This is a genomic window from Chromatium okenii (assembly GCF_002958735.1).
Lineage (GTDB): Bacteria > Pseudomonadota > Gammaproteobacteria > Chromatiales > Chromatiaceae > Chromatium > Chromatium okenii_A.
In genome coordinates, this window is record NZ_PPGH01000019.1 from 1 (window position 1) to 12,311 (window position 12,311).

Annotated in this window: 10 protein-coding genes and 10 pseudogenes; 1 reads left to right on the forward strand and 19 read right to left on the reverse strand. The window is 46.6% G+C overall.

All coding sequences use genetic code 11. From position 1 onward, the window contains the following. Positions 1 to 315: 315 nt before the first annotated feature. The 19 genes and pseudogenes from fba to CXB77_RS04570 form a co-directional block, all read right to left on the reverse strand. A pseudogene (gene fba, locus CXB77_RS24415) lies at positions 316 to 1,382 on the reverse strand (class II fructose-bisphosphate aldolase). Between the two features lie 79 nt (positions 1,383 to 1,461). Then, positions 1,462 to 1,713: a pyruvate kinase alpha/beta domain-containing protein gene (locus CXB77_RS21155; RefSeq protein ID WP_242445445.1), complete on the reverse strand. Its 252-nt coding sequence runs from the start codon at positions 1,711 to 1,713 to the stop codon at positions 1,462 to 1,464. Positions 1,714 to 1,755: 42 nt separating this feature from the next. Then, positions 1,756 to 2,286: pseudogene (locus tag CXB77_RS22865) on the reverse strand (pyruvate kinase). Further along, positions 2,240 to 2,503 carry a pyruvate kinase gene (locus CXB77_RS22870; RefSeq protein ID WP_277949345.1) on the reverse strand — a complete coding sequence of 88 codons (264 nt, stop codon included), beginning with the start codon at positions 2,501 to 2,503 and terminating at the stop codon, positions 2,240 to 2,242. The pseudogene CXB77_RS22865 and the gene CXB77_RS22870 overlap by 47 nt, the downstream one beginning before the upstream one ends. A gap of 3 nt (positions 2,504 to 2,506) precedes the next feature. Continuing rightward, positions 2,507 to 2,710 carry a hypothetical protein gene (locus CXB77_RS21165; protein ID WP_242445446.1) on the reverse strand — a complete coding sequence of 68 codons (204 nt, stop codon included), beginning with the start codon at positions 2,708 to 2,710 and terminating at the stop codon, positions 2,507 to 2,509. After that, entirely contained in the window at positions 2,710 to 2,904 is a 195-nt protein-coding gene (locus CXB77_RS21170; RefSeq protein WP_242445447.1) for a pyruvate kinase, read from the reverse strand. Before CXB77_RS21170 ends, CXB77_RS21165 begins: the two co-directional genes overlap by 1 nt. Positions 2,905 to 2,917: 13 nt before the next feature. Next, positions 2,918 to 4,014: pseudogene (pgk, locus tag CXB77_RS04520) on the reverse strand (phosphoglycerate kinase). A gap of 222 nt (positions 4,015 to 4,236) precedes the next feature. Then, entirely contained in the window at positions 4,237 to 4,797 is a 561-nt protein-coding gene (locus CXB77_RS04525) for an MvaI/BcnI family restriction endonuclease (protein WP_277949347.1), read from the reverse strand. Next, on the reverse strand, positions 4,727 to 5,014 hold the full coding sequence (locus CXB77_RS22880; RefSeq protein WP_197710995.1) for an MvaI/BcnI family restriction endonuclease: 288 nt from the start codon (positions 5,012 to 5,014) through the stop codon (positions 4,727 to 4,729). Before CXB77_RS22880 ends, CXB77_RS04525 begins: the two co-directional genes overlap by 71 nt. An 11-nt stretch (positions 5,015 to 5,025) precedes the next feature. Then, positions 5,026 to 5,834, reverse strand: a pseudogene (locus CXB77_RS04530) (DNA-methyltransferase). After that, positions 5,776 to 6,072 carry a DUF2442 domain-containing protein gene (locus CXB77_RS04535; protein ID WP_105072977.1) on the reverse strand — a complete coding sequence of 99 codons (297 nt, stop codon included), beginning with the start codon at positions 6,070 to 6,072 and terminating at the stop codon, positions 5,776 to 5,778. Before CXB77_RS04535 ends, CXB77_RS04530 begins: the two are co-directional and overlap by 59 nt. 11 nt (positions 6,073 to 6,083) lie before the next feature. Next, on the reverse strand, positions 6,084 to 6,344 hold the full coding sequence (locus tag CXB77_RS04540; protein WP_105072980.1) for a DUF4160 domain-containing protein: 261 nt from the start codon (positions 6,342 to 6,344) through the stop codon (positions 6,084 to 6,086). 443 nt (positions 6,345 to 6,787) lie between these two features. Further along, the gene (locus CXB77_RS04550; protein ID WP_105072978.1) at positions 6,788 to 7,015 is read right to left on the reverse strand and encodes a DUF2283 domain-containing protein; all 228 of its coding nucleotides are present in this window, start codon (positions 7,013 to 7,015) and stop codon (positions 6,788 to 6,790) included. 3 nt (positions 7,016 to 7,018) lie between these two features. After that, positions 7,019 to 7,240, reverse strand: a complete 222-nt coding sequence (locus CXB77_RS04555; RefSeq protein ID WP_105072979.1) for a DUF4258 domain-containing protein — start codon at positions 7,238 to 7,240, stop codon at positions 7,019 to 7,021. Positions 7,241 to 7,321: 81 nt separating this feature from the next. Next, positions 7,322 to 8,322: pseudogene (gap, locus tag CXB77_RS04560) on the reverse strand (type I glyceraldehyde-3-phosphate dehydrogenase). 44 nt (positions 8,323 to 8,366) lie between these two features. Further along, a pseudogene (locus CXB77_RS24420) lies at positions 8,367 to 9,356 on the reverse strand (transketolase-like TK C-terminal-containing protein). Continuing rightward, a pseudogene (locus CXB77_RS24425) lies at positions 9,353 to 9,762 on the reverse strand (hypothetical protein). Before CXB77_RS24425 ends, CXB77_RS24420 begins: the two co-directional pseudogenes overlap by 4 nt. After that, a pseudogene (locus CXB77_RS24430) lies at positions 9,759 to 10,409 on the reverse strand (hypothetical protein). Before CXB77_RS24430 ends, CXB77_RS24425 begins: the two co-directional pseudogenes overlap by 4 nt. A gap of 379 nt (positions 10,410 to 10,788) precedes the next feature. Further along, a pseudogene (locus CXB77_RS04570) lies at positions 10,789 to 11,343 on the reverse strand (thioredoxin family protein). Positions 11,344 to 11,508: 165 nt separating this feature from the next. Here CXB77_RS04570 and metK point away from each other — a divergent pair. Then, positions 11,509 to 12,311, forward strand: a pseudogene (metK, locus tag CXB77_RS04575) (methionine adenosyltransferase); the annotation flags it as partial.

The window sequence follows — 12,311 nt, forward strand, 5'->3', positions numbered from 1 at the left end:
TACTCGCACCCGCCATGCCCAGCGACAATCGCACCACCAATTTATCGTCAATTGCCGGATCAGGCAGACAGAGCGCCGCTCGCGGAATGCCCAAGCTGCTGGTCGTGCGAATAACTAAATACAGTGCATCAACAATTTACGCACGCAAGTGTCTCGGTGAATTCATGCACGAGTGGGTGAGTTGCAGCGATTTCAGGAGTCATGGAAGGTGATTTGTCGGTAATGCAGCAGCGGATATTTGAATTATCAACCGACTATAACAAAAAGGGGCGCTGTTGCGCCCCGTGCTTATCGTTTAATTAACGATGAAAGCGATTAGTTGATCTTGGGATCAAGTTCGCCTTTGATGTAGCGATTGGTCATCACTTCTAATGACAGCGCGGTCATCTTGCTGGCATTGCCCGCAGTACCAAAGGCTTCATAAAACGCGCCTTGCAAATGCCTTTCATTGCTTTGGTTGCAGCAATGAAATACTTGCGTGGATCGAATTCTTTTGGTTATCCGCAAGAACTTGCGAATCGCGCCAGTGGATGACATGCGCAAATCGGTATCAATGTTGACCTTGCGCACACCGTGTTTAATTGCCCTCAACGATTTCCTCAAACCGGAACGCCATAGGTCTCACCCATTGCGCCGCCGTATTGATTGATAATCGCCAACCAATCCTGCGGAACTGATGATGAACCGTGCATTACCAAATGCGTGGCGGGAATACGAGCGTGGATTTCTTTAATCCGGTTAATCGCCAAAATGTCGCCAGTGGGCGGACGCGTAAATTTTATACGCGCCATGACTGGTTCCAATTGCAATTGCCAGCGCATCCACGCCAGTTTTCTTTACGAAATCTGCTGCTTCTTCAGGATCAGTCAATAATTGACTGTGATCTAAAGTGCCTTCTCACCAACGCCATCTTCTTCGCCAGCCTGCCCAGTTTCTAATGAACCAAGGCAGCCCATTCACCCTCAACCGATACGCGCAATCGTGCGCCATATTAACCACGCGGCGGGTGAACTTCCACGTCTGTATTCATAAGTCGTTGGAGTTTTACCATCGACGCCGAGGCGAACCATCCATCATGACTGATGAAAAGCCCAATTGAATAGAACGTTGGCAAATTGCTGGCGAAGTGCCATGATCTTGGTGCATACACACCGGAATATGCGGCCACTCTTCAATTGCGGCCAAAATTAAATGGCGCAGAAACGGTGCGCCAGCGTATTTGCGAGCGCCAGCAGACGCTTGCACAATCACTGGAGAATCGGTTTTCATCAGCCGCTTCCATAATGGCGCGCATCTGTTCTATTGTTCACGTTATACGCAGGAACGCCATAACCGTATTCAGCGGCATGATCGAGCATTTGACGCATTGAAATTAAAGCCATGCAATTTTTCCTCGTTGGTGGATGAATCAATCAGTGGTTATTCTCCAATTGGAGATAACATTATTTTTACCAAAAACGTTCAATCTTCATTCAATAAGCGATGCTCACCAACACGCATAATCTTCATAATGTTGGTTTGCCCTTCCACGCCAGAACGGTCGCCTTTAGTAATGATGACCAAATCACCATTGCGCACCGTGCCTCGCCGCAGCAATTCTTCAATCACTTCATAATTCACTTCGTGCATGTCGGTACTTGCTACATCGAAGCTCACCGGATACGCGCACCGCGAAACAATTTCACTTTGCGGCGCGTCGGCGAATCGCGTCATTGCATAAATAGGAATGCCGGAGGCGAATACGCGACATCCATTTCACTGTGAACCAGTTTCGGTTAATGCGGCAATTGCTTTGACGCCCAAATGATTGGCGGTTATACATCGCTGCCATTGCAATGGCTTCATCCACACGCCGAATACTGAATCGAGCCGATGCCAGGAACGGGTCGTGCCTTTTTCCGCTTCGATGCAAATACGATCAATGCTTCTACGAACCTTGACCGGATAGCGCCCAATCGAACTTTCTGCCGATAACATCACTGCATCAGTACCATCGAGCACTGCATTGGCAACATCGAATACTTCAGCGCGAGTTGGAATGGGATGCTCAATCATCGACTGCATCATCTGTGTCGCAGTAATCACAACACTATTCAATTCTCGTGCGCGACTAATATCATCGTTTTTGCACTGCTGGCAATTCCGCATCGCCAATCTCAACGCCTAAATCCCGCGAGCAACCATAATGGCATCGGAAGCGTTAATGATGTCATCAATTTGATTGAGTGCTTCGGCACGTTCAATCTTGGCAATGATTCCACGCGTCCACCGGCAGCATAAAATAATTCTCGCGCCAGCCGCACATCATCGCCATTGCGCACGAAAGAGACACCGCTAAATAATCCGCGTCGATTTCAGCCGCAAAACGAATATCATCTTTATCTTTATCGGTTAAGGCTGGCGCGGATAATCCGCCACCTTTTTTATTGATACCCTTGTTATTCGATAGCGTTCCACCGACAACCACAGTGCAATCAATACGACCATTGGCGACTGCAACCAACCTTTAATTCAATAGCGCCATCATCAAGTAATAGCGTATCGCCTGAAGTGACTCATTTGCGAGTTCAAGATAGGTTGTGCCAACTTGCGTGCTATCACCTGCATCAATTGCACAAGCAGAATCAATTGCAAACGTAGCGCAGGGCATCAGTTCAATCTTGCCTTCAGTGAATTTGCCGATGCGAATTTTTGGCCCTTGTAAATCCATCAGCACCGCACTTCGTGATTGATGGCGAGCCCCCGTTCACGAAAACGCTCGGCGCGTTCGCGGTGACGGGCGTGACTATCATGCGACAGATTGAGACGAACCACATCGACGCCTGCTGCGATGAAGTTGTCCATAACTGCCGGATCATCCGTCGCTGGACCGAGCGTTGCGACAATTTTGGTACGTCTTGGCATGATTAATTTTCCGTTAGCGGGCGCCGGCTATGCCAGCGCACCTGAATGCAATCAACTCTTTGCGCGTTCTTCGAGCATCGCTACTGCAGGCAATGTTTTCCTTCCAGATATTCAAGGAACGCACCGCCAGCCGTGGAAATGTAGGACACCTTGTCATAAATATCGTATTTCTGAATTGCAGCAATGGTGTCGCCACCCCCGCGAGACTAAAACCAGCGGCATTTGCAATTGCCATTGAAACGGTTTTTGTACCCGCACCGAATTGATCGAATTCGAATACACCAACCGGTCCATTCCACACAATTGTTCCGGCTTTAGCAATGATGTCAGCCAATTCCTGCGCGGATTGCGGACCAATGTCAAAAATCATATCGTCTTCTGTAACATCAGCAGCATTTTTTGCAATTGCTGGTTCATTCTCATCAAAACTTTTTGCCGCATACCACGTCAACCGCAATCGGAATAGTCGCGCCCCGCGCCGTCATTTTTTCCATCAACGCCTTGGCGTCGGAATTAAATCGTGTTCACACAAAGATTTGCCAACTGGAAACCCGGCAGCAGCGAGAAAAGTATTCGCAATACCGCCACCAACGACCATCTGGTCAACCTTTTCTGATAGGGCTTCCAATACTGTCAATTTGGTCGAAACTTTCGAGCCACCAACAATAGCAACCATTGGGCGAGCAGGATTTGCCAGCGCCTTTTGCAACGCATCCAATTCTTCAGCCAATAGCAAACCAGCACACGCAGTCGGTGCAAATTTACCTGCGCCATGCGTTGAAGCCTGCGCCCGATGTGCAGTACCAAACGCATCCATTACGAATACATCGCACAGCGCAGCGTATTGCTTCGACAACGCTTCATTATCCTTGCCTTCGCCTTTATTGAAACGCACGTTATCCAGCAATACTAATTCGCCATCAGCCACATCAGGCGGATTATCAAGGTAATCTCGAATTAAACGAATCTCACTTCCCATCTTAGCACTGAGCATATCTGCGACGGTTTAAGCGAATCTTCTTCCGAGAAAACACCTTCTTCTGGACGACCTAAATGCGACATCACCATCACTTTCGCACCGGCTTTAATGCAGTGCTCAAAAGTTGGCATGGATGCAGTAATTCGCGCATCAGAAGTGACTTTGCCGTTTTTAATAGGCACATTGAGTCAGAACGAATTAAAACACGCTTGCCAGTCAGATCAAGATCGGTGAGTTTAATGAATGACACGATGGTATTTCCTCTTGGGTGTGGCCATGTTGTTGTAAAAGCAATCCGCAAAACCTTGGGGCTTGGCGCATGGCTTTTAATCGACATAAATTTTCTAAATTTTTTAGATAATAATTGATTCAGCATAAAGCTCTGAAACTTTTTTGTCTTTAATTCTGAATTTAGTGCCATGGTTATGTCCTGTCCTAGCGTCAAAATCTATGTAAACATCACCTGTTTCAATTGCACTAATAAATTTATCAAGAGAGAAAGTTTTTAACATCAAAATTTCATTAAATAAGAAAAATTCTTTTCTATCTGATACCTTGCTTTCTGCACGAACAAAGAAACAGTTATGCAGTTTGGTTCCTGCTTTATGAAATAGATCATCAAAGCCCCAGTAGGGATAATGCTCAAAATGACCGCCACCTTTCTCCAGAACTCCTTTGTACCAAACTGAATGTCGAGCAGAAATTTTTGATTGATCGAATGTAATACTAACCTTTCTTTCCATACGATCAATTTTCACAGAAAACCCACGATCTGAGGCTTGAGTTGCGTTGATTGTTTGACGAAAACTCATTTCGGAATCGGGATATTTTGCTCCTGCTTTATCATGTCTCCATCCGTAAATTGGGAGTAAAATTGATGGAATAAATTTTAATGCTCTTGGCGATGGCTCCATGTGAAAAAGTGTTGTCAAGCTGTTTGTGTTTTTTCTTTGTGCTTTTAATTCCATTCGGCAGCATTAGGTATTGGAGATTATTTTCTTCAATACCAAGCAAATCTTCTAAAGTGTTTCCAACTGCACCATCGTTGCCGTATCTATTGCTTAAAATCCACCCTTTTTCTCTTATACTTTTAAGTTCTTCTATTAATGATTCTTTTGTGTATATTTTCATTATTTTCGGTTTTAAAAAAGTGATGATATGCGTAAAGAATCATCAAGCCTTTTTTTAGCAAGCTCAATATATTCTGGAGAAATTTCAATGCCAATAAAATTTCGACTTAATTTTTTAGCTGCAACGGCAGTTGTGCCGCTGCCATAAATGGGTCAAGAATCAATTGGGCATCCGTGCTATTGATGATTCTCTCAATTAGAGCTACTGGAAAAGGGGCGGGATGTTCGTTCTTCATTTCTTGCATGAATTCCCAGATGTCGCCGTAGGCATTTGCACCTTGCGTTAATTCAAATTCTGGTTTGCAAATCAAATAAATCACCTCGTAAGTTGGCAAAAAATATCCTTTATTAAAATTGATACCGCCTTTTCTTTTCCAGATGATAATTTGCCGCACTGGAAAGCCGGAAACAATATCTTGCCTGTCTTGCAACAAACCTGCTTGCACGCGCCATTTGTGGTTGTAAAAAATAGCGCCGTTATTTTTAATTAAGCGGAACATCTCAGTAAGACAGGCGCGTTGCCATGCCGCATATTCATCGTGGGGCATATTATCGTGATAGTGTGAATAACCATGAATCAGACTCGCATTTGACCATTTGCCGCCACGACCATCTTTCATGCCGTTGCCCGTTGAATTTTTAAGATTATACGGCGGCGAAGTGACAACTAAATCGACAGATTCATCTGACATTGATTGCATCACAGTGAGGCAATCGCCGCATAGAAACTGATCTTGAAAATCTGAAGATTTTATTACTGACTCACTGACATTCAAGCAATATAACCCACGTTTTGAACTGTTCTTGCAAGTCTGGTTCATCCTTAAAAGCAAGATAAAAAAGATATTCGACAGCTAAATCAAGCGCATCAGACCAAATTAAAGTGCCATGCTCTACGCGGAAATTCTTAAACGTCGAAAGAACTTTTAACTTTGAAAAAGTGTTTCTTTGATCATCAAAAATTAACTCTTTTAGATTGACCTGTCCAGATTTATCATTATTGAACAGAAGATTAATTTTATACTCACCAAGGTAATCTGCTTTTTTGATCTCCAACATAATGGAGTGACCTACACTAAAGGGCTTATTTTATGGTATTCGCCAGTTTCTTTAATGCTATTCCAATTTTCAAGCAACTCATTTTGGTGTTCTTGCGCCCATTCAATAACTAAACTCGTTACTTTTGAAGGCAGCTTTCCATCCAGTAATCCTAGTGACTCTATCAAAATAGATGCTTTGTGTTCGTTGTATTCTGCGTGGAAGTGCGGTGGATTATGTTCACTGAAATACATGTAAATCACAATCCCAAGAAATCGACTGATTTCCGGCATATTTTTATCCTTTATCAACCAGCTCTTTTTATAATTGGTGTTTCAATACGTTCTGCGAGTACGCGCAGCGCAAGTATTTCAGCTTTTGCCATTGCTTCATCAGCAGTTGCGCCATACGCCAGCACACCGGGAATTCCAGAAATTTCGCTAACCAGCGCCCATCTTCTTCAAGTTCGGATTCAATAAAAAAGTTCATGCTGGCAAGTTCCACCTCTTTATCAATTGCTGGTTGCAGATTGGTGATTAAGCTCCAAAATATCTAAGGCAGCCACTTTGAGACTAATTAAGAGTTCTTCTCTGCTTTGTTCTTGCGCATTAGCGCCGGGAATTTATTCAATCCACCCTACCCACTAAATCACCATCTTTTACTATAATTGCAGTGAGTTCCGCTTTCATATTTTTATTTATCCAGTTGTTTTTAGTGTTGTGAAATGACGTAAATTTTACGCAACTTTTTTCTTAAAGAATCCTTGATCTAGTTCCAGAACATAAGAAAGTATTGTATCAACATTTAACTTCTTAGATGCTTGTAAAATCTCAATGCCAGTGATTTTTCCTTCCGCCGTCGTATCAAGATTAACACCTTCCGCCATTTCAATAACGCCGTCTGGTACTTGATCACTGAACCTTAAATATAAAGCATCTACTTCTTGGTCATATTGAACGTTCATAAATTAAGTTCCCTTTTTAAGCGGATAATTTGTGATGACTGTTATTAGTTCATTTTTTACAGCAACAACAATTTTTACAGGATAATTCATATCGGGAATATGCCTGATGATTTCCTGATCGCCAATGATGAGATTGGTTTCTCGTATGATCTGTTCTACAACAGATAACTGTATTCCGTATAGTTTTGCACGCCGCGCTGCATGTCTTGAAAATTTGATTTTCATGTTTAATTACAGAGAACGAGCAGAGCAGCAAAAAAACAAGGATTGTTTAATCGCTGCTCTACTCATTTTTATGCAAACAACTTACTTGGCAACGTGCTCAACCATGCGCAGCATGTTGCAAGTGTAGCCGTATTCGTTGTCATACCACGCGACAACCTTCACAAAGGTCTTATCTAATGCAATGCCAGCCTCAGCATCGAAAATCGACGGCGTTGATTTACCACGAAAATCAGTGGAAACCACCTTTTCATCGGTATATGCCAACACGCCAGCCAAATCGCCCGTCTCAGAAGCAGCTTTCATTGCCTTGCAAATGTCGGCGTAATCCGCTTCTTTATTCAATTCAACCGTCAAATCAACGACGGAAACATCAGACGTGGGAACACGAAACGCCATGCCGGTCAGCTTCTTATTCAATTCCGGCAATACCACGCCCACTGCCTTCGCTGCGCCAGTAGAAGACGGAATGATGTTTTCTAAAATACCACGCCGCCGCGCCAATCTTTCATTGATGGACCATCAACGGTTTTTTGCGTCGCAGTTGCGGCGTGAACGGTCGTCATCAAGCCGCGCTTAATCCCCCAATTGTCATTCAGAACTTTCGCAACTGGTGCCAAGCAATTGGTGGTGCAGGATGCAGCAGAAACAATCGCTTGACCGGCGTAGGTATTGTGATTCACGCCATAAACAAACATCGGCGTGGCATCTTTCGATGGCGCAGATTGCACCACTTTCTTCGCGCCAGCCTGAATATGTTTCTGGCAGGAAGGTTCATCAAGAAAGAAGCCGGTGCATTCAATCACCAATTCTGCGCCAATCTCGTCCCATTTCAAATTGGCGGGATCGCGTTCTGCCGTTAAACGAATGGATTTGCCATTCACGATCATGGTGTTGCCATCAACAGCGATGTCACCGTTGAAATTGCCGTGTACTGAATCGTATTTCAGCATATAGGCTAAATAGTCAGGGTCGAGCAGGTCGTTAATGCCAACAACTTCAATTCCGGGGAAATCCTTGGCAATTGCACGAAACGCCATCCGACCAATCCGACCAAACCCATTGATGCCAACTTTAAGTGTCATGCGGTCAAGCTCCTAAATGGAATGAAAAACAGATGAAAAATCAATCAAACTTGCGTGAACAAATTTGATTGATGTAAATAAACATGAGTCTGGAATTTAGAGCACGCTTTTACAACGGCGACCAGATTCTCAACGGTAAAGCCAAACTCTTTGAATAATGCGCCAGCCGGTGCGGATTCACCAAAGCGATCAACACCGAGTATCGCGCCTTGGGTGCCAACATATTTCCACCAGCCATCAGTCACTGCGGCTTCAACTGCAACGCGCGTCACGCTTTGGCAATACGGCTTCTTTATAGGCGGCATCTTGCGCATCAAACGCATTGGTGCAGGGCATTGATACCACGCGGATTTGTTTATCGCTCATGCATCGGCAGCTTTCATTGCCAATTCCACTTCGAACCGGTGGCAATAATGATTGCATCAGGTGTGCCGGCACAATCGCGCAATACATAACCGCCCCGCGCAATATCGCAATTTGCGTTGCCGTGCGCGGCATGTGGGCGAGATTTTGCCGCGAGAAAATTAAACAACTCGGACCGGTTTTGCGCTCAATTGCGAGTTTCCACGAGACTGCTGATTCCACTGCATCACACGGACGCCAAACGCTCATGTTTGGAATCATGCGCAGCGTTGGAATCTGTTCAACGGGTTGATGCGTTGGGCCATCTTCGCCTAAACCAATCGAATCGTGCGTGTACACAAAAATCGACGGCACTTTCATTAACGCTGCCATGCGTAACGCATTGCGAGCGTATTCGAAAACATTAAAAAGGTTGCGCCATAAGGAATAAAACCGCCATGCAGCGAAATACCATTCATCATTGCCGACATGCCGAATTCACGCACGCCGTAATAAACGTAATTGCCAGCCTCGCTGCCTTTACCAACGCCTTTGCAGCCGCTCCATAACGTTAAATTGGAACCGGCTAAATCCGCAGAACCGCCGAGTAATTCTGGCAGCAATGGACCAAATCCATTCAACGCATTCTGCGAGGCTTTGCGCGAGGCGATGGTTTCGCCTTTATCAATCACTGCTGCACAAATGCGCCAGCTTGTGCTTCCCAATCGGCTGGCAAATCGCCCGCCATGCGGCGCTTGAATTCCGCAGCTTCCGCCGGATAAGCGGCAGCGTAGGCGGCAAACTTGTCGTTCCACGCCGTTTCAGCCGCTGCGCCGCGTGTTTTTGCATCCCAGCCCTGCGCGACATTCTCTGGAATCACAAACGGGCGTGGTTCCAGCCGAGGTTGGCGCGGGTCAACGCAATTTCAGCATCGCCGAGTGCTGCGCCGTGACATTCTTCTTTGCCCTGCTTGTTGGGCGAGCCGTAGCCGATGATGGTCTGGCAGCAGATCAAACTCGGTTTATCGGTGACGGCGCGAGCCTGCTCAATCGCCGCTTTGACTGCCGCTGCGTCGTGCCCGTCAACCTTCGGAATCACATGCCAGCCGTAGGCTTCAAACCGTTTGGGCGTGTATCGAGGAACCAGCCGGGCGTATTGCCGTGACCGCGCACTTCGCCGTCAATCGAAATGTTGTTGTCGTCGTAAATCGCAACCAACTTGCCCAAACCCAACGCGCCAGCCAGCGAGCAGGCTTCATGGAAATGCCTTCCATCAAACAGCCGTCGCCGAGAAAAACGTAGGTGTTGTGGTCAACGATGCTGTGATCGGGCTTATTGAATTGATTGGCCAGCGCGTGTTCTGCCAGCGCCATGCCGACGGCGTTGGTGATGCCTGCCCCAGCGGGCCGGTGGTGGTTTCCACGCCGGGCGCGTAGCCATATTCGGGATGGCCGGGCGTTTTGGAATGCAACTGGCGAAATTGCTTCAAATCCTCAGGCTTAACTCGTAGCCGGTGAGATGCAGCAGCGCATAAATCAGCATGGAGCCGTGACCGTTGGACAGCACAAAGCGGTCACGATCAGCCCACTGCGGGTTGGTCGGGTTGTGGCGCATAAAATCGTTCCACAACACTTCGGCGATGTCCGCCATGCCCATCGGTGCGCCCGGATGACCGGAATTAGCCTGTTGCACCGCGTCCATTGCCAGAGCACGGACAGCATTGGCGAGTTCTTTGCGTGAGGACATGAAGCCCCTCCTGAGAGTGATGAAAAAAAATCAAAACTGACTGACCGTGACCAGCGGCAGCAGGTTTTGAGACGAGACAATAACCAAGTTGCAATTTTACGCGATTGGAAACACAAGTGGCTGATTTTTATAAAAACCCTATTGTGCATTGCACAATAGAATTCTTGATTGATCATGCGCAATGTTAATGATGCAGCCGCGTCATTTTGCGCAAATGCTGGTGCGAAACGATAACACGCTCAAAAGATGCGCATTTTGAGCTAAAAACCCGTCATTCGGAATTCAAACAAACTGATACCAGCACAAGCTATTTTATCAGTTGCTTATATTAGCGCCGCACTAATCTTCGTGTACTCGCGCCTTGACTGAACTGGCAGCTTTAAGCACTGCGCCACTTGATCGAACAGCCGATGCTGGGAATTTGCTCGGCGGGACCGCTGCCGGTTTCGGCGACCTGTTTCATTGCTTCAAACAGATCGCGGCGCACTCTGGCGGTGCGGTTTCGGTGCGACTGGCATCAAACCGCCCCCGATATTGCAGCGCGAGGTCAGCGTTGTAGCCGAAGAAATCCGGCGTACACACTGCGCCATAAGCACGAGCAACTTCCTGACTTTCATCGAATAAATATGGAAATGGAAAATCAAATTCGGCCGCAATGCGCTGCATGTTCTCGAACGAATCTTCAGGATAATCCTGCGGATCGTTCGACATGATCGCCACGCAGCCAATGCCGAGCGTCGCCACTCCCGCGCCTCGCGGACAATCCGCTCCCGTATCGCTTTGACGCAGGGACAATGGTTGCAAATAAACATTACCAGCATCCGCGCTCGCCGACGCAGTCAGCCCGAGACCAAGTTTTGCCATCAATCCCGAGTAGTGAAAAATCCGGTGCAGCTTGACCAAAGTCGCACGCTGGAGTTTCGAGAGCAGCCATAAATTCCTCCAAATGAATGCGTTAGTGAAAAAAGAAGTCGAGGCTGGTTGAGTGATTCTTGTAACCGAACGCAATTTTGCACATTCCTAACACCCAGCAAGTCGTTATCATAGATCGTTCTTTCAACCACGCTGCATAGCGTTGCGATCAGGCTACCGAACAACTATGAGCAAGGATTATATTTTCACTTCCGAATCTGTTTCCGAAGGTCATCCCGATAAAATGGCGGATCAGATTTCTGATGCAGTTCTCGACGAGATTTATCGGCGCGATCCCAATCATGCCAAGGCGCGAGTCGCCTGTGAAACGCTGGTGAAAACCGGCTTTGTCATGCTGGCTGGCGAAATCACTGTCACCGATGCCAATCTCAAAATTGACTATGAAAAAGTCGTGCGGCGAGTCGTGAAAGACATCGGCTATGACAATTCAGATGTTGGTTTTGATGGCAATAACTGCGGCGTATTGATTGCGCTCGGCGAACAATCAAAAGACATCAATCAGGCGTTGATCGAGCAACCGAAGAAGCGCAGGGTGCTGGCGATCAAGGGTTGATGTTTGGTTATGCCACCAACGAGACCGATCTATTAATGCCAGCGCCAATTGATTACGCGCATCGTTTAGTCAAACGTCAAGCAGAAGTGCGCAAAAACGGCACTCTGCCTTGGCTGCGTCCCGATGCCAAATCACAGATCACCATTCGTTATAGCGATGGCAAACCAGTCGCAATTGATGCGGTGGTTTTATCGACGCAGCATAGCGATACGGTAAGTGAACGCGATCTGCATGAAGGCGTGATGGAAGAGATTATTAAACCGGTATTAACTAGCACCGGCTGGCTCAATAGCAACACGCGCTATCATATCAATCCAACAGGTAAATTTGTGATTGGTGTCCAGTGGGTGATTGCGGATTAACTGGGCGCAAGATTCATTGTGGATACCTATGCGGAATGGCGCGTCATGGTGGCG